The following is a 26,726-nucleotide window of genomic DNA, read 5'->3' as shown; positions in this document are numbered from 1 at the left end:
CAGTTCCACCCGGAACTGAAATCCAAACCATTCGATCCGCACCCGCTGTTCGCCAGCTTCATCGCGGCGGCGGTCAAGCAGAGCCGGTTGGTGTAAAGGGAAACGGGGCCATATTGGCCCCGTTTTTCGTTTCAGGGCAAGGGCAGTCACCCCGCCGGCGTCAGCTTCAGCATCCGGCCCTGCGACTTGCCGCCGTCTTCAAGCAGACACAGCGCGCCGTCCGGTCCCTGTTCCACTTCGCGGATGCGGGCGCCCATGTCCCATTGATCGGCCTTTTCGGCATTGACGCCGTTCAGCTTCACGCGCACCAGGCTCTGGCTGGACAGGCCGCCGATGAACAGCGACCCCTTCCACTGGGGAAAGGCGCTGCCGGTGTAATAGAGCAGGCCGCCCGGCGAAATGACCGGGTTCCAGCTGATCTTGGGCGCTTCGAATCCATCGCCGGGCTTGTGGTCGGGAATATCGCGACCGTCATAATGGTCGCCGTTCGATGCCTTGGGCCAGCCATAGTTGAGGCCGGGCTTGATCAGGTTCACTTCATCCCCGCCCTTTGGCCCCATTTCCTGTTCCCACAGGCGGCCATCCTTGTCGAAGGCGATGCCGAGCAGGTTGCGGTGGCCGTAGGACCAAATGGCGGGATGGAAGCCCTTTGCGCTCAGCGGATTGCCTGCGGCGGGCGTGCCGTCAAGGTTCAGGCGCAGCACCTTGCCCAGCGTCGCTTTCGGGTCTTGCGCAGGGTCGAATTTCTGCCGTTCGCCATTGGTGAAGAACAGATATTTGCCATCGGGGGAAAAGGCGATGCGGCCCGAATAATGGCCGTTGCCATCGACATAGGGGCTGGCGCGGAAGATGACGGTCACGCCGTCCAGCTTCGTGGTGCCGTCGCTCGCCTGATTGAATTTGCCCCTGGCCAGCGCCACGCCTTTCAGGCCATCGCGCTCTTCGGAAAAGCTGAAATAGACCACCTTGTCCTTTGCAAAGGTCGGGGAGAGGACGACGTCCATCAGCGCGCCTTGGCCCGCGCTATCCACCTTGGGGATGCCCGCAACCGGGATCTTGGTGCCGTTCGCGGGATCGAACAGGATCATTTCGCCCGCCTTTTCCGTCACCAGCGCGCGGCCGTCCGGCAGGAAGGTCATGGCCCAGGGCGAATCGAAATCGGCGATGACGGACGTCTTGAACGGCTTTGCGTCGGGCGATGTCGTCTGGCTGTTGGCCCCGTCGCCCGAACAGGCGATCAGCAGCAGGGGGAGGGCGGCGAGCGTCATGTGGCGCATTGATGTCTCCATGTCGGGGCGGCGGGCGCAGGATGATGCGCATAGAAATGGTTGGCGACGAATGTTGTTGCAGATTATTCGCGCCGCGCCTATATCCGCAATGCTTCCTTACATCGTCAAACATGTCAGGGTCGCGGGCAGCAAGCTCGCGGCAGGGGAAGCCGCACATATTTGTTTCTGGAGACTGCATGGCGGACATCGCCGAACTGACCGCGCTGATCGAACCTGAGGTGAAGGCTTTGGGCTTCGACCTTGTGCGCATCAAGCTATTCGGGTCGGGCGACGAATATACGCTCCAGATCATGGCCGAAAATCCCAAGACGAAGCAGCTCGTCATCGAGGATTGCGCCTCCATTTCGCGCCGCATTTCGGACGTGATGGACGAACATGATCCGATCGAGGAAGCCTATCGTCTGGAAGTCAGTTCGCCCGGCATCGACCGGCCGCTGACGCGTCCGTTCGATTTCGTCGAATGGGCGGGGCATGAGGCCAAGATTTCCACGACCGAGATCGTGGAAGGGCGCAAGAGTTTTCGCGGCATCCTGAACGGCGCGGAGGGTGAGGAGATTCTTTTCACCGACGCGAAGGCCGGGGATGTCGTCATTCCGTTTTCGCTGATCGGCGACGCCAAGCTGGTGCTGACCGACAGGCTGATTTCTGCTAGCATGCCGCTCTCCTCCGATGGGGCGGATGAATTTGAAACCGAAGAATAAGGGTTCATAAGATCATGGCCAACGCCATTTCCGCCAATCGGGCAGAACTGATCGCCATCGCCAATTCGGTGGCCAGCGAAAAGATGATCGCCAAGGCGATCGTCATCGAAGCGATGGAAGACGCGATCCAGCGCGCCGCCCGTGCGCGTTACGGCGCGGAAAACGACATTCGCGCCAAGCTGGACCCGGACAGCGGCGACCTGCGCCTGTGGCGCGTCGTGGAAGTGGTCGAAATTGTCGAGGATTATTTCAAGCAGGTGGACCTGAAGCAGGCCTCCAAGTTGAAGAAGGACGCGGTCGTCGGCGACTTCATCGTCGATCCGCTGCCCCCGATCGACCTCGGCCGTATCGACGCCCAGTCGGCCAAGCAGGTGATCTTCCAGAAGGTCCGCGACGCTGAACGTGAACGTCAGTTCGACGAATATAAGGACCGCGTGGGTGAAATCATCACCGGTGTCGTCAAGTCGGTCGAATTCGGCCATGTCGTCGTGAACCTGGGCCGCGCCGAAGGCGTGATCCGCCGCGACCAGCAGATCCCGCGCGAAGTCGTTCGCGTCGGCGACCGCATCCGGTCCGTCGTGCTGAACGTGCGCCGCGAAAATCGCGGGCCGCAGATTTTCCTCAGCCGCGCGCATCCCGAATTCATGAAGAAGCTGTTCGCGCAGGAAGTCCCCGAAATCTACGACGGCGTCATCACCATCATGGCTGCCGCCCGCGCTCCGGGTTCGCGCGCCAAGATCGGCGTCATCAGCCGCGACGGCAGCATCGATCCGGTCGGCGCCTGCGTCGGCATGAAGGGCAGCCGCGTGCAGGCCGTCGTGCAGGAAATGCAGGGCGAAAAGATCGACATCATCCCCTGGTCGGAAGATACGGCGACCTTCGTCGTCAACGCGTTGCAGCCTGCGCAGGTCGCCCGCGTCGTCATCGATGAAGAAGAAGAGCGTATCGAAGTCGTCGTTCCCGACGATCAGTTGTCGCTCGCCATCGGCCGTCGCGGTCAGAATGTCCGCCTCGCCAGCCAGCTGACCGGCAAGGCGATCGACATCATGACCGAAGCCGACGCGTCCGAAAAGCGCCAGAAGGAATTCGTCGCCCGTTCCGAAATGTTCCAGAACGAACTGGATGTGGACGAAACCCTGTCGCAGTTGCTGGTCGCCGAAGGTTTCGGCGAACTGGAAGAAGTCGCCTATGTCGAGGTGGACGAACTGGCCGCGATCGAAGGTTTCGACGAGGAACTGGCCGCCGAGCTTCAGAACCGCGCGCAGGAAGCGCTGGAACGCCGCGAACAGGCCGCCCGCGAAGAACGCACCAATCTGGGCGTCGAAGACGCGCTGGCCGACATGCCGCATCTGACCGAAGCGATGCTGGTCACGCTGGGCAAGGCGGGCATCAAGACGCTGGACGATCTGGCCGACCTCGCCACCGACGAACTGGTGCAGAAGAAGCGCGTCGATCAGCGTCGTCGCAAATCGGACAGCAACAGCGACGACAAGGGCGGCATTCTGGCCGCTTATGGTCTCTCCGACGAGCAGGGTAATGAGATCATCATGGCCGCGCGCGCTCACTGGTTCGAAGAGGAAGCATAAGTTTCCATGGCTCTTGTCGGCATCCTGTCAGCATATTGCACCCGGTCGCGCATGCCGCGGCCGGGCGTGCTGGCGGCTGTCGATCTTGCGTCTCTAGCAAGGCCAAATACTCTAACAAGGGAGGACGCCTATGTTGCGGACACTCCCCGATGAGAGAATAACGCCTCTCGACAGCGTTGGACTTGCCCTTTCATCCGTTTTGGCGGAGGGGCGCGCATGACCGAACGCAAATGCATATTGAGCGGCGACCGTGCCGATCCCGAAACGCTGATCCGGCTGGCCATCGGCCCGGAAGGACAGGTTCTGCCCGACATCCGCGCCAAGGCGCCGGGGCGGGGGGCATGGATTGGCGTGCCGCGCGCCGAACTGGAAGCCGCGCTGACCAAGGGGAAGCTGAAGGGCGCGCTCGCCCGGTCGTTCAAGGATGGTGCGCTGGATATTCCCGCCGACCTGCCCGACATGATCGAGACGGGCCTGCGCAAGGCGCTGCTCGACCGGCTGGGGCTGGAGGCGCGGGCCTCCATGCTGCTGACGGGTTCCGAAAAAATCGATGTCGCCTGCCGCCGTGGACAGGTGCATCTGCTGCTCCACGCCGTCGATGCGGCGGCGGACGGCAACCGCAAACTGGATCAGGCGCTGCGCGTCGGACAGGAAGCGGAAGGCACGGATTTGGCAGGCATCACCTTGCCTGTGGACCGCGACGCCCTATCTATGGCAATGGGGCGGGACAATGTCGTCCATATCGCGGTGACCGACTCGCGGGCTGCTTTGCGCCTGCGCGGGGCCATAGGCCGCTTGGAAAGCTATCTGGGTTACGCTAACGGGGCGCCAGTGCATGGGGAGCATGTCTCCACTGATGCGCCGGCTGTCCCCGATTAGGCGTTTCCGGTAGCGTTAGGGACATAAAGGCGTCGGCGGGCCTATCCGGCCGAAGCGGAAGTGAAGGGTTAAGTTCGATCGTATGAGTGACAGCAAGGAAGACAAGCCGGTTCTGGGTCGCAAGCCGCTGGGCATCAAGCGGACTGTGGAATCCGGTCAGGTGCAGCAGCAGTTCAGCCATGGCCGCAAGAATACGGTCGTGGTCGAGGTGAAGCGGCGCCGCGTCCTGGGCAAGCCCGGTGAGACGACCGGTGGCGCACCTGCGGCTGCGCCCCAGGCCGAAACCGCCCCGGCGCCCGCTGCGCCCGCGCCCCGCCCCGCCGCGCCCCAGCCGCAACACGCGCGCGCGCCGCAACCCGCGCCGGTGCGTCAGGCGCCGCCGCAGAGCCTGATGTCGCGTCAGGAATTGCAGGCCAAGCTGCTGCGTGAAGCGGAAGAAGCCCGCATGACCGCGCTGGAAGATGCGCGCCGCCGTGAAGACGCCGCGCGCCTTGCCGCCAGCGAGGAAGAAAAGCGTCGCGCCGAGGAAAATCGCCTGGCCGCGGAAGCCGCCGAAGCGGCCGCCGCCGCTGCGCCCGAACCCGTGATCGAAGCCGCGAAGGAAGAAGCTGCTGCCCCCGTCGCCGAACCGGCGAAGGAAGAAGCCGCTACGCCTGCCGCGCAGGAACGGCCCGCCGCTGCCACGCCGGCCGCGCCGCCGCCGCGTCGCTTCACCCCGGTCACCCCGGTCAAGCGCCCCGAACCGGCCAAGCCCGACCGCGCCAAGAAGGGCGAGGATAATCGTCGCCAGTCCGGCAAGCTGACCGTGACCCGTGCGCTGGCCGACGACGACAGCGCGCGCGCGCGTTCGCTCGCCGCGCTCAAGCGCGCCCGTGAAAAGGAACGCCGCGCCCATTATGCAGGCGGCGCCCAGCAGCGCGACAAGCAGGTCCGCGACGTCGTGGTGCCCGAAAGCATCACCGTGCAGGAACTGGCCAACCGTATGGCCGAAAAGGGCGCGGATCTGGTCAAGGCCCTGTTCAAGATGGGGACTGCCGTCACGCTCAATCAGCCGATCGATCAGGATACGGCCGAACTGCTGGTCGAAGAATTCGGCCACCGCATCCAGCGCGTGTCCGAAGCCGACGTCGAAATCGGCATGGAAGGCGAAGTCGATGCGCCCGAAACGCTGAAGCATCGCGCCCCGGTCGTCACGATCATGGGCCATGTCGACCATGGCAAGACGTCCCTGCTCGACGCGCTGCGCGGGACCGATGTGGTCGCGGGCGAAAGCGGTGGCATAACCCAGCATATCGGCGCCTATCAGGTGACGACGAAGAAGGGCGATGTCATCACCTTCCTCGACACGCCGGGCCACGAAGCCTTCTCCGAAATGCGTGCGCGTGGCGCCAACGTCACCGACATCGTCATCCTGGTGGTGGCGGCCGACGACGGCCTGATGCCGCAGACGGTCGAAGCCATCAATCATACCAAGGCCGCGGGCGTGCCGATGATCGTCGCGATCAACAAATGCGACAAGCCCGAAGCCAATCCGCAGAAGGTGCGCGAACGCCTGCTGAGCGAAGAAATCGTGGTCGAGGATCTGGGCGGCGACGTTCAGGATGTCGAGGTTTCGGCGCTCAAGAAGACCGGTCTGGACGAGCTGATCGACAAGATCCTGCTTCAGGCCGAGCTGATGGAGCTGACCGCCAACCCCGATCGCGCCGCCGACGGCAATGTGATCGAGGCGCAGCTGGACAAGGGCCGTGGCGCCGTTGCCACCGTGCTGGTGCGCAAGGGGACGCTGAAGATCGGCGACACCTTCGTCATCGGTTCGGAAAGCGGCAAGGTACGCGCGCTGGTCAATGACAAGGGTCAGCAGGTGAAGTCCGCAGGTCCGTCGACCCCGGTCGAGGTGCTGGGCCTGTCGGGCGTGCCCAAGGCCGGCGATCAGCTGACCGTGGTGGAAAATGAAGCCCGCGCCCGCGAAGTCGCCGCTTACCGTCAGGAACAGGCGACCAAGAAGCGCACCACGAGCGCGCCGACCAGCTTTGAACATATGTTCTCTGCGCTCAACACGACCGTCATCGAATATCCGGTAGTGGTGAAGGGCGACGTGCAGGGTTCCGTCGAAGCGATCGTGTCGTCGCTCAACAAGATTTCGACCGACGAAATCAAGTTGCGAATCCTGCATTCGGGCGTCGGTGCGATCACCGAAAGCGACGTCACGCTGGCCGCCGCCAGCCGCGCGCCGCTGATCGGCTTCAACGTGCGTCCCAACGCCAAGGCGCGTCAGCTGGCCGAGCGTGAAAAGATCTCGCTGCGCTATTATGACGTGATCTACGACCTTCTTGAGGAAGTGCGTGGCGAAATGGCGGGCCAGCTGGCGCCCGAACGCATTGAAACGGTCGTCGGCCGCGCCGAAGTGCTTCAGGTGTTCCCGGCGGGCAAGAAGGACAAGGCGGCTGGTCTGCTGGTTCTGGACGGCATCATCCGCAAGGGGCTGTCCGCGCGTCTCACCCGGTCGGACGTCATCGTGTCGCGCACCAACATCGCGTCGCTGCGTCGTTTCAAGGACGATGTGTCCGAAGTGCGTGCGGGCATGGAGTGCGGTGCGGTCCTGCAGGATACGAACGACATCAAGGTCGGCGATACGCTGGAACTGTTCGAAGTCGAAGAGCGTCAGCGCACGCTGTAATCTGTGTCTCCCCCTCCCGCTTGCGGGAGGGGGCTAGGGGGTGGGCTCGCCCTCTCCTGAATTGCAATGGCCGGTGGGATGAGCCCACCCCCGGCCCCTCCCGCACGCGGGAGGGGAGGATTTATGTCCAGTCAATCCGAAGGTCCGTCCGTCCGCCTGCTTCGCGTGGGCGAACAGGTGCGTCATGTTCTGTCCGACATTCTTCAGCGCGGCGACGTGCATGACGATGTGCTGAGCAAACATGTGGTCAGCGTGACCGAAGTGCGCATGTCGCCCGACCTGCGCCATGCGACCGTTTTCATCAAATCGCTGCTGGGGCAGGATGAGGATGCGGTGCTGAAGGCGCTGCGCACCAATACCGCCTATCTGCAACGCGAAGTCGCGACCCGCATCCGCCTGAAATATGCCGCAAAGCTGAAATTCCTGGCGGACGAGAGCTTCGACGAAGGTAGCCATATCGACAAGCTGCTGCGCGATCCCAAGGTTGCCCGCGATCTTGAGCAGGATAGCGCCGAAGAATAATCCATGTCCGCCGTCGACGGCACGGTACTGCGGCGCTAACAGCGTCTTGTCCATGAGCGGGCAAGGGGACGGGACATGAGAATAGCCGGTATTTTGTCACTTGGGCTGATGTCTTGCGCAACGCCCGCCATGGCCAAGGCTCCGGTGGTCCATCCCGCCGTTATAGCCGACCCCAGGCCCGACGCGGCGCATCCGGCGGGCATGAGCGCCTTCGTCATTCCGGTCGAGGGCGGCGCGCTGAACGCGGTGATGTATACCGCTGCCGGGGCGGGCATCCATCCCACACTGCTGCTGCTTCATGGCTTTCCGGGCAATGAGCAAAATCTGGATCTGGCGCAGGCGGCCCGGCGCGCCGGGTGGAATGTGCTGACGCTCCATTATCGCGGCAGCTGGGGCAGCCCCGGCACATTCTCCTTCAACGGCGCGTCGAACGATGCCTTCGCCGCGCTCCAGTTTTTGCAACAGCCATCGATCGCCAACGCCTATCATATCGACACCAGCGCGATCGTGGTGGCGGGGCACAGCATGGGCGGCTTCATGGCGGCCGATGCGGCGGCGGCCGAACCGCGCGTTGCCGGCCTGTTCCTGATCGACCCATGGGATCCCGCGCAGACCGTCGCGGCGCTCGCGTCGCCACAGGGGGAGGCGGCGTGGAAGGCCGAAGTGGCAAGCGACCTGCCGCCGCTCCATGGCGCGACCTATGAAGGGCTGACCGGTGAGATCACATCGGACGGGCAGAAGTTCGATCTGGGGCGCAAGCTGGCGGGCTATGGCCGTCGCCCGCTCACCATCATCGGCGCGGAACGCGGCATCGGCGCCATGGCGCGCAAGGTGACGGCCGATGCGCAGGCGGCCAATCCCGACACGCGGCTGATGGTCTGGCCGACCGACCACAGCTTTTCGGACAGTCGCATCGCGCTGGCCGACGCGCTGGTTCGTTTCCTGGCTGGCGTCGCGCCGACAATGCGCTAATTCTGTTTTTTCCGCATTCTGCAAGCCGTCGGCTGTTTCAGCCGACTTCAGAATGCTCTAATCCCGCCGGGATGGCGAAACTCTATTTCTACTACAGCTCGATGAATGCGGGCAAATCGACCACCCTGTTGCAATCCGATTTCAACTATCGGGAACGGGGCATGGACACCATGATCTGGACCGCCGCGCTGGACGACCGTTATGGCCGGGGGCGGATCGTGTCGCGGATCGGGCTGGAGGCGCAGGCCCATCTGTTCGACCCGTCGATCGACATGTTCGACGCTATCGCCGCCCAGCATGCGCAGACGCCGCTGTCCTGCATCCTGCTGGACGAAGCGCAGTTCCTGACGGAGGCGCAGGTGTGGCAATTGGGCGCGGTGTGCGACCGGTTGGGCATTCCGGTCCTGTGCTATGGCATTCGCACCGATTTTCAGGGGCAGCTGTTCGCCGGCAGCGCCGCCCTGCTGGGGCTGGCCGACAGTTTGAGCGAGATCAAGACGATCTGCGATTGCGGGCGCAAGGCGACGATGAACCTGCGCGTCGATGAAGCGGGCAGGGCGATCCGCCGGGGCGAACAGACCGAAATCGGCGGCAACGACCGTTATGTGGCGCTGTGCCGCCGTCATTTTGTGGAGCAGATGCAGCCATGAGCCGGATGGAGGCATTATTGGCCCCGATCGATGTGCCGGGCCTGCATCTGGAACAGCTGCGCGCCGATCATCGAGAGGCGTTGCGCGCCATCTGTCCGATGGACGATCCGGTGTGGGAGATTTTTCCCGCCAACTGGTCGGGCGGACATTTCGATGCGATTTTCGAGGCGACGCTGGCCAATCCGGATCGCTTTCCGTTCCTGATCATGGCCGATGGCGTGGTGGTCGGCATGTCGGGCTTCCTGCGGGTGGCGGCGGCCGACAACTGGCTGGAACTGGGCGGCACCTATATGACGCCGTCGGCGCGGGGGACGGGCCTGAACGGTCGAATCAAGCCGATGCTGATCGGCCGGGCGCTGGACTGCGGCTTTACCCGCATCGAATTCTGCGTCGATCAGCGCAATATCCGCTCGCAAAAGGCGGTGGAGAAACTGGGCGCGGTGCGCGAAGGCGTGCTGCGCAAACAGCGTATCACCTGGACCGGCCATGTCCGTGACACGGTGATCTATTCGATCCTGGCCGATGAATGGCGGGCGCGGATTTCCTGACCGTCAGCCGATCGCCCCGATCCAGTCGGGCAGGTCCGCGAGCCGCTCCAATTGGGTGAAGCAAGGGTGGTCGGATGGCGCGGCGGCGCTTTCATGCACCCATGCGCCTTCCTGCGGGATGAAGGCCGCCCATGCGCCTGCCTCCAGCGCGGGCAATATGTCCGACCGCATCGAATCGCCAGCCATCACAGCCTCTTGCGGGGCGATGTTCATGCGCGCAAATAGCGTGCGGAACGTCTCCGCCTTCTTGTCGCTGACGATTTCGATGCCGGAAAACAGGTCGCCCAGGCCCGACGCCGCCAACTTGCTTTCCTGATGCAGCAGATCGCCCTTCGTCACCAGCACCAGCGGCGCGCTGTCGGCCAGCCGCTCCAGCGTGTCCTTCACCCCGTCGAACAGCAGCACCGGATGCGCCAGCAGCGCACGGCCCGCCGCCAATATGCCCTTGATCATCTCGGCGTCCAGCCGGTCGCCCGCAACCTCCACCGCCGTTTCGATCATCGACAGGGTAAAGCCCTTCGCCCCATAGCCATAGAGCGGCAGGTTGCGGATTTCGCAGGCGATCATCCGTTCGCGCGTGACATCGGCCGCTGCAAAGGGGCGCAGCATGTCGAACAGCGCATCCTCCGTCTCATGAAAATGGCGCATATTGTGCCAGAGCGTGTCGTCGGCATCGAGGCAGATGAGCTTGATCGTCATGCGCGCGAGATAGCGCATTAAAGGCTGACACGCCAAGACGGGACATATAAGGCCCGCCGCCATGCACGGCTGGATCATCCTCGACAAACCCCATGGCCTTGGCTCCACGCAGGCGGTGAGCGCGGTGAAACGCGCGCTGCGCATCCAGCGGGAGGCGACGGGCGGCACGGAAAAATGGAAGGTCGGCCATGGCGGCACGCTCGATCCGCTGGCGACCGGCGTGCTGCCGATTGCGATCGGGGAAGCGACCAAGCTGACCGGGCGGATGCTCGACAGCAACAAGATCTATCATTTCACCATCGCTTTCGGGGTTCAGACCGACACGCTCGATCTGGAAGGGAAGGTGATTGCGCAAAGCGAGGTGCGGCCCACGCTGGCGCAGGTGGAAGCCGTGCTGCCGCGCTTTACCGGTCCCATCGAACAGGCGCCGCCCGCCTATAGCGCCATCCTGATCGACGGCCAGCGTGCCTACGACCTCGCCCGCAAGGGGGTGGATGTGGAGATGAAGACGCGGTCGGTGACGATCCACGCCCGTACCCCCGTTCGGTTCGAGCCTGTCGAGACGGGCGCGCAGGGGTTCTCAACAGGCTCGAACCGAACGCAGGACGCTGGGCTGTCTTCCATCACCCTTACCGCCCATGTGTCGAAGGGCACCTATATCCGCTCGCTTGCCCGCGACATCGCGCTGGCGCTCGGCACGGTGGGGCATGTGACCATGTTGCGCCGGGTGAAGGCCGGTCCGTTCGCGCTGGAAGCCGCGATTTCGCTGGACAATCTGGACGAAGCTGCTAGGGGCGGCGACATCGGCGGACTTATGCTGCCGTTGACCGCAGGGCTGGACGACATCCCGGCTCTTGCAGTCTCCCCCGATGATGCACTGGCTCTCCGACAGGGGAAGGTGATCGTCGGCAACGCCGCGACTACTGGGCTTCATTTGGCGATGGACGGGGACATCCCTGTCGCGCTGGTCGAAATGCAGGACGGAAACGTCAAGGTCGTGCGCGGATTTAACCTGATGCCGAAGGAAGATGAGACATGACGATCACTGCCGAGCGCAAAGAAGCGCTTATCAAGGAATATGCCCGCGTTGAGGGTGACACCGGTTCGCCGGAAGTCCAGGTTGCGATCCTGAGCGAACGCATCGTCAACCTGACCGAGCATTTCAAGTCGCATCACAAGGATAACCACAGCCGTCGCGGCCTGCTGATGCTGGTCAACAAGCGTCGTTCGCTGCTGGATTATCTGAAGAAGAAGGATGCGGGTCGTTACACCGACCTCATCACCAAGCTGGGCCTGCGCAAGTAAGCCTGCTACAAAGGGACGGCCCCATTCGGGGCCGTTTCCGATTCTGGAATAGGGCGCAATCCGGCGCCCTGTTGCATATCAGGGGCCAGATGATGCCCCCAAACCGATGCGGGCCGGTTTAGCCCGCATGACAGGCCCCGCCCGGCAATAGGGCCAGGTGGGCGAAGGAAAACTCTATGTTCGATGTAAAGAAAGTTTCGATCGAGCTGGGCGGCAAGACGCTGACCCTCGAAACCGGTCGTATCGCGCGTCAGGCCGACGCCGCCGTGCTGGCGACCTATGGCGAAACCGTGGTGCTGTGCGCCGTGACCGCCGCCAAGTCCGTGAAGGAAGGGCAGGATTTCTTCCCGCTGACCGTTCACTATCAGGAAAAATATTCGGCCGCAGGGCGCATCCCCGGTGGCTTCTTCAAGCGTGAACGCGGCGCGACGGAAAAGGAAACGCTGGTTTCCCGCCTGATCGACCGTCCGGTCCGCCCGCTGTTCCCCGAAGGCTTCTATAACGAAATCAACGTCATCGCTCAGGTGATGTCGTTCGATGGCGAAAGCGAGCCGGACATCGTCGCGATGATCGCCGCTTCGGCCGCGCTGACCCTGTCGGGCGTTCCCTTCCTTGGCCCGATCGGCGCTGCCCGCGTCGGTTATAAGGATGGCGAATATCAGCTGAACCCGTCGCTGGACGAAGTGAAGACCGGCGAACTCGACCTGGTCGTCGCCGCCACCCATGACGCGGTGATGATGGTCGAATCCGAAGCCAAGGAACTGTCGGAAGACGTCATGCTGGGCGCCGTCCTCTTCGCCCATGAAGCGTCGAAGAAGGTCGTCAACGCGATCATCGACCTGGCCGAAAAGGCCGCGAAGGATCCGTGGGAAGTCGCCAAGGGCGACGATCTGGAAGACCTGAAGAAGAAGCTGAAGAAGCTGATCGGCAAGGACATCACGTCTGCCTACAAGCTGACCGACAAGTCCGCCCGTTCGAATGCGCTGAACGAAGCCCGCGCCAAGGCGAAGGCATGGTTCGCTGAAGAAGGCCTGGACGCGCAGACCGTGATGGCCGGCATCAAGCTGACCAAGAAGCTGGAAGCCGAAATCGTCCGCGGCGCCATCCTGAAGGACGGAACGCGCATCGACGGCCGCACGACCACGCAGATCCGCCCGATCGAGGCGATGGTTGGCTTCCTGCCGCGCACCCATGGTTCGGCGCTGTTCACGCGCGGTGAAACGCAGTCGATCTGCACCACCACGCTGGGCACCAAGGACGCCGAGCAGATGATCGACGGCCTGACCGGCCTGCATTATGAAAGCTTCATGCTGCACTATAACTTCCCGCCCTATTCGGTCGGCGAAGTCGGTCGCTTCGGCGCGCCGGGCCGTCGCGAAGTCGGCCATGGCAAGCTGGCATGGCGTGCGCTGCACCCCGTGCTGCCCAGCAAGGAAGATTTCCCCTATACCATCCGCGTCCTGTCGGACATCACCGAGTCGAACGGTTCGTCGTCGATGGCGACGGTCTGCGGCGGTTCGCTGTCGATGATGGACGCCGGTGTGCCGCTGAAGCGCCCCGTGTCGGGCATCGCCATGGGCCTGATCCTAGAAGGCAAGAATTTCGCTGTGCTCAGCGACATCCTTGGCGACGAAGATCATCTGGGCGACATGGACTTCAAGGTGGCGGGCACCGAAGAAGGCATCACCACGATGCAGATGGACATCAAGGTCGCCGGCATCACGCAGGAAATCTTTGAAGTCGCGCTGCGTCAGGCGAAGGAAGGCCGCGCCCATATTCTGGGTGAAATGGCCAAGGCGCTGTCTTCGACCCGCACCGAATTGTCGGCCCATGCCCCGCGCATCGAAACGATCCAGATCGACAAGGCGAAGATCCGTGACGTTATCGGCACCGGTGGCAAGGTCATCCGCGAAATCGTCGCCGAAACCGGCGCGAAGGTCGACATCGACGATGAAGGCATCATCAAGATCAGCTCTTCCGACATCAACCAGATCGAAGCCGCCAAGAAGTGGATTCTGGGCATCGTGGAAGAAGCCGAAGTCGGCAAGATCTACACCGGCAAGGTCGTCAACATCGTTGATTTCGGTGCGTTCGTGAACTTCATGGGTGGCAAGGACGGCCTCGTCCACGTCAGCGAAATGAAGAATGAGCGCGTCGAAAAGCCGACCGACGTCGTGTCGGAAGGTCAGGAAGTGAAGGTCAAGGTTCTGGAAATCGATCCGCGTGGCAAGGTTCGCCTGTCCATGCGCGTCGTCGATCAGGAAACCGGCGCCGAACTGGAAGACACCCGTCCGGCCCGCGAACCGCGTGAACCGCGCGGCGACCGTGGTGATCGCGGCGATCGTGGCCCGCGCCGTGACGGCGAAGGCCGTGGCGACCGTGGTCGTGGCGGTCGCGACCGTGGTCCCCGCCGTGACGGTGGCGATCGTGGTCCCCGCCGCGAACGCAGCGAAGGCGGCAATGATGATGGCCCCAGCGGCGGTCTGCCCGACTTCCTGACGCAGGACTGATCGTTCGATCCGCATTGGAAATGAAGGGGGGCGTCCGGGTGAACCGGGCGCCCCCTTTTTATTCGAATATGTCTGATTTCGATCAAGGCGGGTGGCGAAAGTTCTGATACTGTAACGATGAACCGTTCCCGGGGGGTGTCATGCAGCGGACGAATGAGCGTTTTGTCGAACGTTTGCCTCTCGTCCTCGACCGGCCGGTCTATGCCTATGTCCTGACTGCGATATTCTGCGCCGCGGCCTATGTGCTGCGGATCGCCGCCACGCCGCTGCTGCCCAGCGGCTATCCCTTCGTCACCTTCTTCCCCGCCGTCATCCTGGCATCCTTCCTGTTCGGTGTGCGGCCCGGCATCTTTGCCGCGCTGCTGTGCGGTATCGTGTCATGGTATGCGTTCATCCCGCCCTATCATCATATGGTGCTGAACCCGGCGGTGGTGGTGGCGATGCTGTTCTACACCGGCGTGGTCGCGATCGACATCCTGCTCATCCACTTCATGCAGCGCGCCAATTTCCATCTGGCGGTGGAGCGTGAACGCAGCCGCGCGCTGGCCGACAATCGCGAGCTGCTGTTCCACGAACTGCAACATCGCGTGTCCAACAATCTTCAGGTGGTGGCGGCGATGCTGTCGCTTCAGCGGCGGCATATCGACCATGACGTCGCCCGCCATGCGCTGGACAATGCGTCGGAACGGGTCGCGCTGGTGGGGCGGATCAGCCGGGCGCTCTACGATCCGTCGGGCGGGGGGCAGGATATGCACCATTTCCTGTCGATGCTGACCGCCGACATCGTCGACGCCAGCGGGCGGCAGGATGTCGTCATGACGGTCGCTGCGCCGGACGGATTGCGGCTGGACCCCAACATCACGGTGCCGCTGGCGCTGGTGGTCGCGGAATCGGTCAGCAACGCGATGGAACATGGCCTGCCTGACCGGGCCGGCAACATCCATGTCAGTCTGGAAAATGAAGATAGCGCGCTGGTGCTGCGGATCGTGGACGATGGGCGGGGGGTGCCCGCGCAGATCGACGAAACGGCCGTGCAGTCGCTGGGCCTGCGCATCGCGCACGCTCTGGCGGCGCAGCTGGGCGGGGTCTTCACCCTGTCGCCGGCCTTGCAGGGCGGGGCGGTGGCACGGCTGGAACTGCCGGTTCAGTCAGCCCGTTGATGGTGCTGCATTCTGCCGCTTGGCGACGGCGCGTCGCTCGGCTATGACCGCGCCCATGCTGACGAAAACCCTGACGCGCATCGGCGCGGCTACCGCTCTGGTCCTGATCGCCTCGCCCGTTCTTACCGGATGTTCCACGTCGAAGAACAAGGCCGACACCCAATATGTCGCCCGCGACGTGTCGACCCTGTATAACAGCGGCAAAGACCGTCTGGACCGTGGCCAGTATAAGCTGGCCGCCGCGCTGTTCGACGAAGTGGAGCGTCAGCATCCCTATTCGCCCTGGGCGCGCCGGGCGCAGCTGATGTCGGCGTTCAGCTATTATATGAATCAGGACTATAATGAGTCCATCGCCGCGGCGCAGCGTTTCCTGTCGATCCATACCGGCAACAAGGACGCGCCCTATGCCTATTATCTGATCGCGCTGTGCTATTATGAGCAGATTGCCGACGTCACACGCGACCAGAAGATCACGCAGCAGGGGCTTGACGCGCTGGGCGAGCTGATCCGCCGCTATCCCGATACCCGCTACGCCGCCGACGCGCGGCTGAAGGTCGACCTTGTCAACGATCACCTTGCGGGCAAGGAAATGGAAATCGGCCGCTTCTATCAGCGCCGTGGCCAGTGGCTGGCCGCCACGCTGCGTTTCCGCACCGTGATCGACAAATATCAGACGACGACGCACACGCCCGAAGCGCTGGAGCGTCTGGTCGAATCCTATCTGTCGCTCGGCATCCCGGCCGAAGCGCAAAAGGCCGCCGCCGTTCTGGGCCGCAACTATCCCGGCACCAAATGGTATGAGCGCAGCTACAAGCTGATGCAGCAGCATGGCGGCAAGGCCTGACGCCTTTTAGCTCCTCCCTTTTTAAGGGAGGGGTTGGGGTGGGTTGCGACCCCAAAGGGGCGCTTCCGACCTCACCGTTGCAGGCGCCGCGGGCGCGGCGCACCCACCCCCTTACCCCTCCCGTGAAAGGGAGGGGGGAGTAAAAGCGCTGCTAACCTCGCTCGCCATCCGCAACGTCGTGCTGATCGAGGCGCTGGACCTGGAGTTCGGCGCCGGCCTGTCCGTCCTGACCGGTGAAACCGGTGCGGGCAAATCGATCCTGCTCGATTCGCTGGGTCTGGCGCTGGGTGCGCGGGCCGACAGCGGCCTTGTCCGCAATGGCGAAGCGCAGGCCAGCGTCGTGGCGACATTCGAACCGCCCGCCGCCGACCATCGGGTCGCGCAACTGCTGGCCGATAATGGCATCGACATGGAGCCGGGCGAACCGCTGCTGATCCGCCGTCTGGTCAAGGCCGATGGCGGCAGCCGCGCTTTCGTGAATGATCAGCCCTGCTCGGCGGCCTTGCTGCGCGACCTTGGCGGATCGCTGGTCGAAATTCATGGGCAGCATGACGATCGCGGCCTGCTCAACCCGCGTGGTCACCGCGCGCTGCTCGACAGCTATGGCCGCTGCGACGCGGGGGTGGTGGCGTCCGTCCATGCCGCATGGCGCAGCGCTGCCCAGACGCTGGCTCAGGCGCGTGAAACGATGGAAAATGCCGCGCGCGACCGCGATTACCTGTCCCACGCGGTCGATGAGCTGACGAAATTCGCGCCCGAACCCGGCGAAGAAGCGACTCTCGCGCAGGAACGCGCCACGATGCAGAAGGGCGCGCGCCTGACCGACGACCTGACGGCCGTGGGCGAATGCCTGACCGGCTCCGACGGTGGCCTTGCGCAATTGCGGCAGGCGGCCCGGCGGCTTGACCGGATCGCGGGCGAGGAACCGTTGCTGAACGCGGTGCTGGAGGCGCTGGACCGCGCCGTGGTGGAAGCGGGGGAGGCGGAGGATCGCCTTGCCGAAGCCGCCGAAGCGCTGAGTTTCGATCCCGCCCGGCTCGACGCCATCGAGACCCGCCTGTTCGACCTGCGCGGCCTTGCCCGCAAGCATCAGGTGCAGCCCGACGATCTTTCCGCCCTGCGCGATGAAATGGCCGCCAAACTCGCCGCGATCGAAGGTGGGGAAGGGCATATTGCGACCCTTGAGAAAGATGTCGCGCAAAAGGCGCAGGCCTATCGCGCCGCCGCGCAGGCCCTGTCGGCGCAGCGCCAGCAGGCGGCCGGGCGGCTCGATGCGGCGGTGGCGGGTGAACTCGCTCCGCTGAAACTGGGCGCCGCGCGTTTCCGTACGGTCGTCGCCCCGCTGGATGAAGGCCAGTGGAGCCCGCAGGGCATGGACCGGGTGGAGTTTGAGATTTCGACCAATCCCGGCGCATCCTTTGCCCCGCTGGCAAAGATCGCTTCGGGCGGCGAACTTTCCCGCTTCATTCTGGCGCTGAAGGTCGCGCTGGCGGAGCGGGGCGGGGCGGACACGCTGATCTTCGATGAGATCGACCGGGGCGTGGGCGGCGCGGTGGCCGATGCGATCGGCGAACGGCTGGCGCGGCTGGCGCAGAGCAACCAGATTCTGGTCGTCACCCACAGCCCGCAGGTCGCGGCGCGGGGCGCGGGCCATATGCTGATCGCGAAATCGTCCGATGGCACCGTCACGCGCACCGGCGTCCATGCGCTGAGCGATGCGGAACGGCGCGAGGAAATCGCCCGCATGCTGTCCGGCGCGGAAATCACGGCGGAAGCGCGCGCGCAGGCGGAACGACTGTTGGAGACTTAATTTCCGTGTTCCCGCGAAGGTGGGAATCCAGTCCTACCGGCTGAACTGGGTTCCCGCCTTCGCGGGAACACGACTATAGAAACGGACAGGACCGGTGACCCATAACCGCAGAGACATGATCGGCCTTGTTGCCGCCGCGATCACCGCCACGGCCGTTCCCGCCGCCGCGCAGGCCACCACGCCCCGTTACGGCCTGATCAACCAGATGCTCGCCAAAGGGGGAAAGCGCGACGAACTGATCGCCATCCTCAGCCAAGCGACCGGCGCGATGCCCGGATGCCTGCCCTATATCGTTGCGCTTGACGGCGCGAACCCGGACGCTATCTGGATCACCAAAGTGTGGGACGGCCGCTAAAGCCATGCGGCATCGCTGACACGCCCCGCCGTCCGCGTAGCCATTGCAAAGGCGCGTCCGATCATCGCGGGTGTCCCCCGGCATTTCGAAACACGACCGGTAGCGGGAATCTGAAGCCGGGATTTCATTGTCTTTTGTTCACCGCATTCTGCGAGCCGTTGGCTGTTCCAGCCAACTTCAGAATGCTCTAGAGCATCGCGCATGACCGACCCAGCGACCCTGACCGAAGCCCAAGCCGCCAACCGCCTGATGCGTCTGGCCAAAGAGGTGGCGAAGCATAATCGCCTCTATCATGATCAGGATGCGCCGGAGATCAGCGACGCGGATTATGACGCGCTGATCGCGGAGAATAATGCGTTGGAGGCGGCCTTTCCGCATCTGGTCCGCGCCGATTCGCCCAACGCCCAAGTCGGCGCCGCGCCCACATCGGCGCTGAAGAAAGTGCGCCATGCCGTCCGCATGATGAGCCTCGACAATGGCTTTTCGGATGGAGACATCGGCGAATTCCTGGCGCGCGTCCGCCGTTTCCTGTCGCTGCCGGAGGCTGAGCTGCTGGCGCTGACCGCCGAGCCGAAGATCGACGGCCTGTCCTGTTCACTGCGGTATGAGCAGGGCGAACTGGTGCTGGCCGCGACGCGGGGCGACGGCACGACTGGGGAGGATGTCACCGCAAACGTCCGCACCATCGCCGACATCCCGCAACGCCTGACCGGCCCGTCCATCCCCGACCTGTTCGAGATACGCGGGGAAGTCTATATGGCGAAGGCGGATTTCACCGCGCTCAACCGGCGCCTGCTGGACGAAGCCGAAGACCCGGAAAAGGCGCGTCAGTTCGCCAATCCGCGCAACGCCGCCGCCGGTTCCCTGCGGCAGAAGGATGCTGCCGTCACCGCCAGCCGCCCGCTACGCTTCCTCGCCCATGGCTGGGGCGCGCACAGCGACCTGCCCGCGCAAACCCAGCTGGGCGTGATGCAGGCCATCGCCACATGGGGCCTGCCGGTGTCCGACATGCTCGCCTGCGTCGACAGCCTCGACGCGCTCATCGCCCATTATCGCGGCATAGAGGCGAAGCGCGCCGAACTGCCGTTCGACATTGACGGCGTCGTCTACAAGGTCGACCGGCTCGACTGGCAGCAGCGCCTTGGCTTCGTGGCGAAGGCGCCGCGCTGGGCCATTGCGCATAAATTCCCGGCCGAACGGGCGCAAACCACGCTGGAGGCCATCGACATTCAGGTCGGTCGCACCGGTAAGCTGACCCCGGTCGGCCGCCTGACCCCCGTCACGGTGGGCGGGGTCGTCGTGTCCAACGTCACGCTTCACAATGCCGACGAGATCGAGCGGCTGGGCGTGCGACCCGGCGACCGCATCGTGGTTCAGCGCGCGGGCGACGTCATTCCGCAGGTGGTCGAAAATCTCAGCCGCGATGAAAGCCGCGCCGCATACCATTTTCCCACCCACTGCCCGGTCTGCGATTCCGAAGCGGTGCGGGAAGAAGAGGAAGTCGATTATCGCTGCACCGGCGGCCTCATCTGTCCCGCCCAGCGGTTCGAGCGGCTGCGCCACTTCGTCAGCCGCGCGGCGCTCGACATCGAAGGGCTGGGTGAAAAGACGATTCAGGAATTTCTGGACCTTGGCTGGATCGCCGAACCGGCCGACATCTTCCGCCTGAAAAAACATCGTCCTGCGCTGCTGGAGCGCGAGGGATGGAAGGAAAAGTCGGTCGACAATCTGTTCGCCGCGATAGAGGCGAAGCGGTCGCCCGACGCCGCGCGCCTGCTCTTTGGCCTTGGCATCCGCCATGTCGGCGCGGTGACGGCGCGCGATCTGCTGAAACGCTACACGACGCTCCCCGCCATCCGTGGCCTGGGCGACGAGATCATCGCGCTGCGCGCCGCCGCCGATCCGACCGAAACGCAGGCCAAGCGCGACAAGGCCATTGCCGAACATATCGGCGTGGAAAATGTCGGCGCGGCGGTGGGACATGCGCTGGCCGATTTCTTCCACGAACCCCATAATGTGGCGGCGTGGGACGATCTCCTCTCTGAAGTGTCCCCGCCCGACTATGTGGTCGAAACCACCGCCAGCGCCGTGACCGGCAAGATCATCGTCTTCACCGGCAAGCTGGAAACCATGAGCCGCGACGAGGCGAAGGCGCAGGCCGAACGGCTGGGCGCCAAGGCGGCCGGGTCTGTCAGCGCCAAGACCGATCTGGTGGTCGCCGGGCCGGGCGCGGGCAGCAAGCTCAAACAGGCGACGGCGCTCGGCATCGACGTCATAACCGAGGAAGCGTGGGCGGAGATCGTGAAGACGGCGGGGTAAGTGCGCTCCGGTCTGGCGGGAGCGGGCGGGTCTGGTTTCGGCCGAAGTCGGACATGTTCCCCCTCCGTTGACGGGAGGGGGATGGCGGAAAACCACCCTTAAGCAGCCATAGCCCCGCCTTGGTCATGCGCCCGGCGTGACGTCATGATGTCGCTGACATGTGTTTCGGCCCAGCGGGTGATCTGGTCCAAGATACCGATAAGTCCATCCGCCAGCGGCGTCAGCCGATATTCCACCGTCACCGGCACGGTGGGGTAGGCGGCGCGGCTGACCAGCCCGTCGCGTTCCAGGCTTTTGAGCGTCTGCGACAGCATCTTCTGCGAAATCGCGCCTATGCGCCGCCGCAGGTCGTTGAAACGCACCGGCCCGTCGTTCAGCGTCAGCATCACCAGCACCGCCCATTTGTCACCGATCCGGTCCAGTATCTGTCGGGTCGGGCAATCGGGATTATAGGCGTCGCCCCTGTCGGGCGGGGGCAGGGGATGGATGCAGGTCATGGGCGGTATCCTGGACGTAACCAGATGAGCGCAAAGTGCCTTCTTGTCGGTATGATAGCCCAATCGCTATCTGGTTTCCATTGGTAACCACCTATGGAGATATGGCATGAAGGTAGCGGTCATCGGCGGCAGCGGTCGGGCAGGGCGGGAAATCAGCGCCGAACTGGCGCGGCGGGGGCATCAGGTGACGGCCATTTCGCGGCATCCGGAAAATGCAGTCGTGGCAGATGGCGTCATGGCGGCGGCTGGCGACGTCAATCATCCGGACGCCCTTGCCGAAACCATCCGGGGGCATGACGTCGTGGTCAGTGCGGTCATGTTTGCCGATACCGATCCTGCGTCACTGGTGGATGTGGTGCGCGCGTCGGGCGTGCCGCGCTATCTGGTCGTCGGCGGTGCGGGCAGTCTGGAGGTCGCGCCGGGCGTGCCGCTCATCACCACCCCTGAATTTCCCGAAGCCTACAAGGTCGAGGCCGGACGGGGCAGCGATTTCCTGAACTATCTGCGCCGGGTCGGCGACATCGACTGGACCTTCCTGTCGCCGTCCGCCTATTTCTTCGAAGGCGATCGCAAGGGCCAGTTCCGCCTTGGCACGGACGCGCTGCTGGTCGATGCGGACGGTAACAGCAGCATTTCCTACGCCGACTACGCCATCGCGCTGGTCGATGAAATCGAACAGCCGCGCCACAGCCGGGCACGCTTTACCGTGGGCTATTGATCCGGATCGGGGAGGGTGGCCGCCATTGGGGCCACCCTCTTCATGTTATGCCGCGCCTTCCAGCTTGTCCTGCGTCTTCGTGGCGAAGTCGCCCGCGTCGTGCCGTTCGCGCAATTGTTCTTCCAGCGGCCCGTTCATCTTGTTGACCATGCGTCCGCGCGTCACCGCCGGGCGGGCATCGATCTGCTGCGCCCAGCGCAACAGATTTTTGTAACTGCCCGCGTCCAGAAATTCCGCCGCATTATAGGCGCGGCCCAGCACGATACCGCCATACCAGGGCCAGATCGCCATGTCGGCGATGGTGTAGTCGGCTCCGGCGATATATTCGCTGTGCGCCAGCTGCCGGTCGAGCACGTCCAGCTGCCGTTTGGCCTCCATCGTATAGCGGTTGATCGGATATTCGAACTTTTCGGGCGCATAGGCGAAGAAATGGCCGAAACCCCCGCCCAATATCGGCGCGGCGGCCATCTGCCAGAACAGCCAGTTCAGCGTCTCCGTCCGCCCGGCCGGATCGGTGGGCAGGAACTTGCCGAATTTCTCCGCCAGATACAGAAGGATGGAACCGGATTCGAACACGCGCTGCGGCGGCGATACGCTATGGTCCAGCAGGGCGGGGATCTTGCTGTTGGGATTGATGGCGACGAAATCGCTGCCGAACTGGTCGCCTTCGCCGATCTTGATCAGCCAGGCGTCATATTCGGCGGCGGAAACCCCCGCCTCCAGCAATTCTTCCAGCATGATCGTCACCTTCTGCCCATTGGGCGTGGCGAGCGAGTAGAGCTGAAACGGATGCTGGCCGACCGGCAGCGTCAGGTCATGGGTCGCGCCCGCGATCGGCCGGTTGATATTGGCGAAGGGACCGGCGTCGTCCTTGTTCCAGGTCCAGACTTTGGGCGGGGTATAGCTGTCGGTCATGCGGGCCGTCTCCGATAGATGATGTGGCCCGCAGGTAGGAAGCGGCCCGGCCCCCCGCAACCGATGCGACTGCGGGCATCGATGATTAATTCTCATTATCCGATGCGGACCGTCGTCATCAAAATGACTCGTACCGTTAATAGACTTGAACAGCCGCAATATCCGCGCAGTCCGTCGCTGGTGGCATGACCGGACGGCGGGGCGCGGCTATGACGCGGCCCGTGTCGTGCCCCGGCCTGAAACGAAGATCGAAATTTTTCCGCCACGCCGCCCTTGACCAGGACCACGACTTTTCCATATGCATGCCGCTAGCACTCCTGATCGGTGAGTGCTAACAACGAAGAGTTCATCGGGAGAAGGACAGGCGAACAGGGCATTTCCGGAGTGCGACTCCGGTTTCCCTCTCGCTGCGCCCCATCCCAAATACGCCAAGGGAAAGGCAATCAACATGGCATTTCGTCCGTTGCATGACCGCGTTCTCGTTCGCCGCATCGAAGCGGAAGCGAAGACTGCCGGTGGCATCATCATCCCCGACACCGCCAAGGAAAAGCCGCAGGAAGGCGAAATCGTCTCTGTGGGTTCGGGTAACAAGGCCGAAGACGGCAAGGTGACCCCGCTGGACGTCAAGGCTGGCGACCGCGTGCTGTTCGGCAAATGGTCGGGCACCGAAGTCAAGGTCGACGGTGAAGACCTGCTCATCATGAAGGAAAGTGACATCCTCGGCGTTATCGCCTGAGCTTCGCGCATTTCCATCCCAACTATTTTCTTGAAAGGTAAATGATCATGGCAGCGAAGGACGTAAAGTTTTCGCGTGACGCTCGTGAGCGCATCCTGCGCGGCGTCGACATCCTGGCCGACGCGGTCAAGGTGACCCTGGGGCCGAAGGGCCGCAACGTCGTCATCGACAAGAGCTTCGGCGCGCCCCGCATCACCAAGGACGGTGTTTCGGTCGCCAAGGAAATCGAACTGAAGGACAAGTTCGAAAATATGGGCGCCCAGATGGTGCGCGAAGTGGCGTCGAAGACCAACGACATCGCCGGTGACGGCACCACCACCGCGACCGTCCTGGCCCAGGCCATCGTGCGCGAAGGCATGAAGTCGGTTGCCGCCGGCATGAACCCGATGGACCTGAAGCGCGGCATCGACCTCGCCGTCGCCAACGTCGTCGAAGACATCAAGTCGCGTTCGAAGCCGGTTGCCGGTTCGTCGGAAGTTGCCCAGGTCGGCATCATTTCCGCCAATGGCGACCGCGAAGTCGGCGAAAAGATCGCCGAAGCCATGGAAAAGGTTGGCAAGGAAGGCGTGATCACCGTGGAAGAGGCCAAGGGTCTCGACTTCGAATTGGACGTCGTGGAAGGCATGCAGTTCGACCGCGGTTACCTGTCGCCCTACTTCATCACCAACCCGGAAAAGATGGCGGTCGAACTTGCCGACCCGTACATCCTGATCCACGAAAAGAAGCTGTCGAACCTTCAGTCGATCCTTCCCATTCTGGAAGCCGTCGTTCAGTCGGGCCGTCCGCTGCTGATCATCGCGGAAGACATTGAAGGCGAAGCGCTGGCGACCCTGGTCGTCAACAAGCTGCGCGGTGGCCTGAAGGTCGCGGCGGTCAAGGCACCGGGCTTCGGCGACCGCCGCAAGGCCATGCTGGAAGACATCGCCGTCCTGACCAAGGGCGAAGTGATTTCCGAAGACCTCGGCATCAAGCTCGAAAACGTCACGCTCGGCATGCTCGGCACTGCCAAGCGCGTCACCATCGACAAGGACAACACCACCATCGTCGATGGCGCCGGTGAAGCCGAATCGATCAAGGGCCGCACCGAACAGATCCGTGCGCAGATCGAAGTCACCACTTCGGACTATGACCGTGAAAAGCTGCAGGAACGTCTGGCCAAGCTCGCTGGCGGCGTGGCCGTCATCAAGGTCGGCGGCGCGACGGAAGTCGAAGTCAAGGAACGCAAGGATCGCGTCGATGACGCCCTGCACGCCACGCGCGCAGCCGTCGAAGAAGGCATCGTCCCCGGTGGCGGCACCGCCCTGCTGTACGCGACCAAGGCTCTCGAAGGCGTCACCGGCGCGAACGACGACCAGACCCGCGGCATCGACATCGTCCGCAAGTCGCTGACCGCTCTGGTTCGCCAGATCGCCAGCAACGCCGGTCATGACGGCGCCGTCGTTTCGGGCAAGCTGCTGGATCAGGACGACACCTCGTTCGGCTTCAACGCTTCGACCGACACCTATGAAAACCTCGTCGCCGCCGGCGTCATCGACCCGACCAAGGTCGTGCGCACCGCGCTCCAGAACGCTGCCTCGGTTGCTGGTCTGCTGATCACCACCGAAGCCGCCGTTTCGGAACTGCCGGAAGACAAGTCGGCTGCTCCCGCAATGCCGGGTGGCATGGGCGGCATGGGCGGCATGGACTTCTGACAGGAAGTGTCATCCCGGCGCAGGCCGGGATCTCATGCCTCCAGGTGAAAGCCTGATAAAAGAAAGGCCGGTGGAGCGATCCACCGGCCTTTCTCCTTTCGTACGGACCGCTTGCCTGCCATCCTTCGCATCCCGACGGAGGATATATGTCATCCCTGATGATCGCGCTGTTGCTGGCGACTGCTCCGACTGCGGCGCCAGGAACCTCCCGATCCGGCACTATTTCCCGCCGCAGACGGCGACACATGACCGCCTTCATGGCGATCGCGTCCACGCCATCCCGCTGGTCAACGAAGCATGGCTGCGCTCTTATGCGACCGTGCTATCCAGCGCGCAGGCACCATCACTCATGCCGCCGCGGTCCGCCCGGTCTGGACGGCGCGCACTGGCTGATCGAACTGAGCGATGCGGACGGCCTGCATTTCGCCGAACGATGGTCGCCGCGCGATGGAGTCGTGCGGGACACCGGTATGGCGCTGATCACGTTGGCGGGCCTTGCGGGTGAAGATATCTACTGATCCGTCCAGCCGACCACCATCATCGGCAATTCCGCCCGCACCGCGAACCCCAGGCCGCGATAGAGCGCGATGGTCCGGTCATGGCTGGCATAGGCATGCAGGAATGGCGTTTCGCCGCGGTCCAGCATCGCGCGCATCACCATGCGCATCAATGCGCCCGCCAGCCCCCGGCCGCGCCAGTTGGGGTGGGTGCATACGCCACTGACCTCCGTAAAGCCGGGCAGGCGCATCCGCTCCCCCGCCATCGCGGCCAGGCGTCCATCTTCGTCGCGCACGCCGATGAAGCGCCCCAGCCGGTGCGTATGCCTCCTGAAAGGGCCGGGCTTGGTCAACAGCGCCAGTTCCAGCATGGCGGGTCCATCCTCTTCGCCCAGAATATGCCAGTCGGGCAGGGCGGGGCCATCGTCTGTCACCCTGTCGGCGACCATCTGGGTCAGCATGGCGGTGCGCATGACATGGACTCCGGGTGGCGGCGACAATGCGTCGGGACCGATCATCCATAATTCGCCGTCATCTGGCGTCAGAGCCGCCAGAGCCGCGCGTCCGGCATCGTCCCGTGTCGCGGCGGCCGCAAAGGGACCATGGTCGGGATCGAGCCGCAGCGCCAGCGCATCGCCCTGCGCCAGCGCTGACCAGCCATGGCGCAGGCTGTTCCAGACGGGATGGTCGAGCGGATGGATGATGCTGCCCTTTCCGGATGCATGGCGATGATGGGGCGGGCCTATCATTTCGTTTCGCTGGCGACAATATTTGCAACCGCGGACGGAAAGTGCCGATTCTCCTTAGCTTTCCTACCGTTCTGCTCCGCATCGCCAACCCTTCGTT

The 26,726-nt window shown here is 63.7% G+C and carries 25 protein-coding genes; 20 read left to right on the top strand and 5 right to left on the bottom strand.

The annotated features are described in order from the left end of the window. Positions 1-146: 146 nt before the first annotated feature. Positions 147-1,277, bottom strand: a complete 1,131-nt coding sequence (locus tag ACOJSJ_RS04370; RefSeq protein WP_420143766.1) for a PQQ-dependent sugar dehydrogenase — start codon at positions 1,275-1,277, stop codon at positions 147-149. Positions 1,278-1,465: 188 nt separating this feature from the next. Here ACOJSJ_RS04370 and rimP point away from each other — a divergent pair, with 188 nt between their 5' ends. The 8 genes from rimP to ACOJSJ_RS04330 all read left to right on the top strand — a co-directional run bounded on the left by rimP (position 1,466) and on the right by ACOJSJ_RS04330 (position 9,824). Then, a complete protein-coding gene (gene rimP / locus ACOJSJ_RS04365; RefSeq protein WP_420143765.1) occupies positions 1,466-1,990 on the top strand; it encodes a ribosome maturation protein RimP in 525 nt (174 codons plus the stop codon). Between the two features lie 14 nt (positions 1,991-2,004). After that, the gene (gene nusA, locus ACOJSJ_RS04360; protein ID WP_420143764.1) at positions 2,005-3,576 is read left to right on the top strand and encodes a transcription termination factor NusA; all 1,572 of its coding nucleotides are present in this window, start codon (positions 2,005-2,007) and stop codon (positions 3,574-3,576) included. 216 nt (positions 3,577-3,792) lie between these two features. Further along, on the top strand, positions 3,793-4,455 hold the full coding sequence (locus tag ACOJSJ_RS04355; protein ID WP_420143763.1) for a DUF448 domain-containing protein: 663 nt from the start codon (positions 3,793-3,795) through the stop codon (positions 4,453-4,455). A gap of 82 nt (positions 4,456-4,537) precedes the next feature. Continuing rightward, the gene (gene infB, locus ACOJSJ_RS04350; RefSeq protein WP_420143762.1) at positions 4,538-7,132 is read left to right on the top strand and encodes a translation initiation factor IF-2; all 2,595 of its coding nucleotides are present in this window, start codon (positions 4,538-4,540) and stop codon (positions 7,130-7,132) included. Between the two features lie 123 nt (positions 7,133-7,255). Beyond that, positions 7,256-7,654 (top strand): 30S ribosome-binding factor RbfA, encoded by a 399-nt coding sequence (gene rbfA, locus ACOJSJ_RS04345; RefSeq protein WP_420143761.1) that lies wholly within the window; start codon positions 7,256-7,258, stop codon positions 7,652-7,654. A gap of 75 nt (positions 7,655-7,729) precedes the next feature. Beyond that, positions 7,730-8,626, top strand: a complete 897-nt coding sequence (locus ACOJSJ_RS04340; RefSeq protein WP_420143760.1) for an alpha/beta hydrolase family protein — start codon at positions 7,730-7,732, stop codon at positions 8,624-8,626. A gap of 71 nt (positions 8,627-8,697) precedes the next feature. Beyond that, the gene (locus ACOJSJ_RS04335) at positions 8,698-9,276 is read left to right on the top strand and encodes a thymidine kinase (RefSeq protein ID WP_420143759.1); all 579 of its coding nucleotides are present in this window, start codon (positions 8,698-8,700) and stop codon (positions 9,274-9,276) included. Beyond that, complete coding sequence (locus tag ACOJSJ_RS04330) at positions 9,273-9,824, top strand: GNAT family N-acetyltransferase (protein ID WP_420143758.1); 552 nt, start codon at positions 9,273-9,275, stop codon at positions 9,822-9,824. The genes ACOJSJ_RS04335 and ACOJSJ_RS04330 overlap by 4 nt, the downstream gene beginning before the upstream one ends. A gap of 3 nt (positions 9,825-9,827) precedes the next feature. Here ACOJSJ_RS04330 and ACOJSJ_RS04325 read toward each other — a convergent pair whose 3' ends face one another. Then, on the bottom strand, positions 9,828-10,523 hold the full coding sequence (locus tag ACOJSJ_RS04325; RefSeq protein WP_420143757.1) for an HAD family hydrolase: 696 nt from the start codon (positions 10,521-10,523) through the stop codon (positions 9,828-9,830). Between the two features lie 61 nt (positions 10,524-10,584). Here ACOJSJ_RS04325 and truB point away from each other — a divergent pair, with 61 nt between their 5' ends. The 8 genes from truB to ligA all read left to right on the top strand — a co-directional run bounded on the left by truB (position 10,585) and on the right by ligA (position 20,826). Then, entirely contained in the window at positions 10,585-11,562 is a 978-nt protein-coding gene (truB, locus tag ACOJSJ_RS04320) for a tRNA pseudouridine(55) synthase TruB (protein WP_420143756.1), read from the top strand. Beyond that, positions 11,559-11,828, top strand: a complete 270-nt coding sequence (gene rpsO, locus ACOJSJ_RS04315; protein ID WP_420143755.1) for a 30S ribosomal protein S15 — start codon at positions 11,559-11,561, stop codon at positions 11,826-11,828. The genes truB and rpsO overlap by 4 nt, the downstream gene beginning before the upstream one ends. 176 nt (positions 11,829-12,004) lie before the next feature. Next, on the top strand, positions 12,005-14,338 hold the full coding sequence (gene pnp, locus ACOJSJ_RS04310) for a polyribonucleotide nucleotidyltransferase (protein ID WP_420143754.1): 2,334 nt from the start codon (positions 12,005-12,007) through the stop codon (positions 14,336-14,338). A gap of 140 nt (positions 14,339-14,478) precedes the next feature. Next, a complete protein-coding gene (locus ACOJSJ_RS04305) occupies positions 14,479-15,498 on the top strand; it encodes a sensor histidine kinase (protein WP_420143753.1) in 1,020 nt (339 codons plus the stop codon). A 55-nt stretch (positions 15,499-15,553) separates the two neighbouring features. Next, positions 15,554-16,342, top strand: coding sequence for an outer membrane protein assembly factor BamD (locus ACOJSJ_RS04300; protein WP_420143752.1), 789 nt, complete (start codon positions 15,554-15,556; stop codon positions 16,340-16,342). A gap of 148 nt (positions 16,343-16,490) precedes the next feature. Then, positions 16,491-18,152 carry a DNA repair protein RecN gene (gene recN, locus ACOJSJ_RS04295; protein WP_420143770.1) on the top strand — a complete coding sequence of 554 codons (1,662 nt, stop codon included), beginning with the start codon at positions 16,491-16,493 and terminating at the stop codon, positions 18,150-18,152. Positions 18,153-18,246: 94 nt separating this feature from the next. Further along, complete coding sequence (locus tag ACOJSJ_RS04290) at positions 18,247-18,507, top strand: antibiotic biosynthesis monooxygenase family protein (protein ID WP_420143751.1); 261 nt, start codon at positions 18,247-18,249, stop codon at positions 18,505-18,507. A gap of 201 nt (positions 18,508-18,708) precedes the next feature. After that, positions 18,709-20,826 carry an NAD-dependent DNA ligase LigA gene (ligA, locus tag ACOJSJ_RS04285; protein WP_420143750.1) on the top strand — a complete coding sequence of 706 codons (2,118 nt, stop codon included), beginning with the start codon at positions 18,709-18,711 and terminating at the stop codon, positions 20,824-20,826. A gap of 98 nt (positions 20,827-20,924) precedes the next feature. Here the strand turns inward: ligA and ACOJSJ_RS04280 are convergent, their stop codons facing one another. Beyond that, a complete protein-coding gene (locus ACOJSJ_RS04280) occupies positions 20,925-21,323 on the bottom strand; it encodes a winged helix-turn-helix transcriptional regulator (protein ID WP_420143749.1) in 399 nt (132 codons plus the stop codon). A 106-nt stretch (positions 21,324-21,429) separates the two neighbouring features. Here ACOJSJ_RS04280 and ACOJSJ_RS04275 point away from each other — a divergent pair, with 106 nt between their 5' ends. Beyond that, positions 21,430-22,041, top strand: a complete 612-nt coding sequence (locus tag ACOJSJ_RS04275) for an NAD(P)-dependent oxidoreductase (protein WP_420143748.1) — start codon at positions 21,430-21,432, stop codon at positions 22,039-22,041. A gap of 45 nt (positions 22,042-22,086) precedes the next feature. Here ACOJSJ_RS04275 and yghU read toward each other — a convergent pair whose 3' ends face one another. Beyond that, positions 22,087-22,956 (bottom strand): glutathione-dependent disulfide-bond oxidoreductase, encoded by an 870-nt coding sequence (yghU, locus tag ACOJSJ_RS04270; RefSeq protein WP_420143747.1) that lies wholly within the window; start codon positions 22,954-22,956, stop codon positions 22,087-22,089. A 448-nt stretch (positions 22,957-23,404) separates the two neighbouring features. Here yghU and groES point away from each other — a divergent pair, with 448 nt between their 5' ends. The 3 genes from groES to ACOJSJ_RS04255 all read left to right on the top strand — a co-directional run bounded on the left by groES (position 23,405) and on the right by ACOJSJ_RS04255 (position 25,901). Then, complete coding sequence (groES, locus tag ACOJSJ_RS04265; RefSeq protein WP_184266277.1) at positions 23,405-23,692, top strand: co-chaperone GroES; 288 nt, start codon at positions 23,405-23,407, stop codon at positions 23,690-23,692. Positions 23,693-23,739: 47 nt separating this feature from the next. Next, on the top strand, positions 23,740-25,383 hold the full coding sequence (gene groL / locus ACOJSJ_RS04260; RefSeq protein ID WP_420143746.1) for a chaperonin GroEL: 1,644 nt from the start codon (positions 23,740-23,742) through the stop codon (positions 25,381-25,383). 311 nt (positions 25,384-25,694) lie between these two features. After that, entirely contained in the window at positions 25,695-25,901 is a 207-nt protein-coding gene (locus ACOJSJ_RS04255) for a hypothetical protein (protein WP_420143745.1), read from the top strand. Here ACOJSJ_RS04255 and ACOJSJ_RS04250 read toward each other — a convergent pair. Beyond that, positions 25,895-26,629 carry a GNAT family N-acetyltransferase gene (locus ACOJSJ_RS04250; RefSeq protein ID WP_420143744.1) on the bottom strand — a complete coding sequence of 245 codons (735 nt, stop codon included), beginning with the start codon at positions 26,627-26,629 and terminating at the stop codon, positions 25,895-25,897. The two genes, ACOJSJ_RS04255 and ACOJSJ_RS04250, sit on opposite strands and share 7 nt — an antisense overlap. Between the last annotated feature and the right edge of the window lie 97 nt (positions 26,630-26,726).

This window comes from Sphingobium sp. (assembly GCF_048594625.1).
In the GTDB taxonomy this organism is placed as follows: domain Bacteria; phylum Pseudomonadota; class Alphaproteobacteria; order Sphingomonadales; family Sphingomonadaceae; genus Sphingobium.
The sequence above is the reverse complement of the archived record's forward strand: the minus strand, read 5'-3'. Positions and strand labels throughout refer to the sequence as shown.

Coding starts and splice junctions, on each gene's coding strand:
- pnp (WP_420143754.1), top strand. CDS start 12,005: ATGTTCGATGTAAAGAAAGTTTCGATCGAGCTGGGCGGCAAGACGCTG.
- ACOJSJ_RS04255 (WP_420143745.1), top strand. CDS start 25,695: ATGCGACCGTGCTATCCAGCGCGCAGGCACCATCACTCATGCCGCCGC.
- ACOJSJ_RS04250 (WP_420143744.1), bottom strand. CDS start 26,629: ATGATAGGCCCGCCCCATCATCGCCATGCATCCGGAAAGGGCAGCATC.
- ACOJSJ_RS04340 (WP_420143760.1), top strand. CDS start 7,730: ATGAGAATAGCCGGTATTTTGTCACTTGGGCTGATGTCTTGCGCAACG.
- ACOJSJ_RS04280 (WP_420143749.1), bottom strand. CDS start 21,323: ATGACCTGCATCCATCCCCTGCCCCCGCCCGACAGGGGCGACGCCTAT.
- ACOJSJ_RS04355 (WP_420143763.1), top strand. CDS start 3,793: ATGACCGAACGCAAATGCATATTGAGCGGCGACCGTGCCGATCCCGAA.
- ligA (WP_420143750.1), top strand. CDS start 18,709: ATGACCGACCCAGCGACCCTGACCGAAGCCCAAGCCGCCAACCGCCTG.
- rbfA (WP_420143761.1), top strand. CDS start 7,256: ATGTCCAGTCAATCCGAAGGTCCGTCCGTCCGCCTGCTTCGCGTGGGC.
- ACOJSJ_RS04330 (WP_420143758.1), top strand. CDS start 9,273: ATGAGCCGGATGGAGGCATTATTGGCCCCGATCGATGTGCCGGGCCTG.
- yghU (WP_420143747.1), bottom strand. CDS start 22,956: ATGACCGACAGCTATACCCCGCCCAAAGTCTGGACCTGGAACAAGGAC.
- ACOJSJ_RS04335 (WP_420143759.1), top strand. CDS start 8,698: ATGGCGAAACTCTATTTCTACTACAGCTCGATGAATGCGGGCAAATCG.
- ACOJSJ_RS04370 (WP_420143766.1), bottom strand. CDS start 1,277: ATGCGCCACATGACGCTCGCCGCCCTCCCCCTGCTGCTGATCGCCTGT.
- truB (WP_420143756.1), top strand. CDS start 10,585: ATGCACGGCTGGATCATCCTCGACAAACCCCATGGCCTTGGCTCCACG.
- ACOJSJ_RS04275 (WP_420143748.1), top strand. CDS start 21,430: ATGAAGGTAGCGGTCATCGGCGGCAGCGGTCGGGCAGGGCGGGAAATC.
- ACOJSJ_RS04325 (WP_420143757.1), bottom strand. CDS start 10,523: ATGACGATCAAGCTCATCTGCCTCGATGCCGACGACACGCTCTGGCAC.
- groL (WP_420143746.1), top strand. CDS start 23,740: ATGGCAGCGAAGGACGTAAAGTTTTCGCGTGACGCTCGTGAGCGCATC.
- infB (WP_420143762.1), top strand. CDS start 4,538: ATGAGTGACAGCAAGGAAGACAAGCCGGTTCTGGGTCGCAAGCCGCTG.
- ACOJSJ_RS04305 (WP_420143753.1), top strand. CDS start 14,479: ATGCAGCGGACGAATGAGCGTTTTGTCGAACGTTTGCCTCTCGTCCTC.
- ACOJSJ_RS04300 (WP_420143752.1), top strand. CDS start 15,554: ATGCTGACGAAAACCCTGACGCGCATCGGCGCGGCTACCGCTCTGGTC.
- groES (WP_184266277.1), top strand. CDS start 23,405: ATGGCATTTCGTCCGTTGCATGACCGCGTTCTCGTTCGCCGCATCGAA.
- rimP (WP_420143765.1), top strand. CDS start 1,466: ATGGCGGACATCGCCGAACTGACCGCGCTGATCGAACCTGAGGTGAAG.
- nusA (WP_420143764.1), top strand. CDS start 2,005: ATGGCCAACGCCATTTCCGCCAATCGGGCAGAACTGATCGCCATCGCC.
- rpsO (WP_420143755.1), top strand. CDS start 11,559: ATGACGATCACTGCCGAGCGCAAAGAAGCGCTTATCAAGGAATATGCC.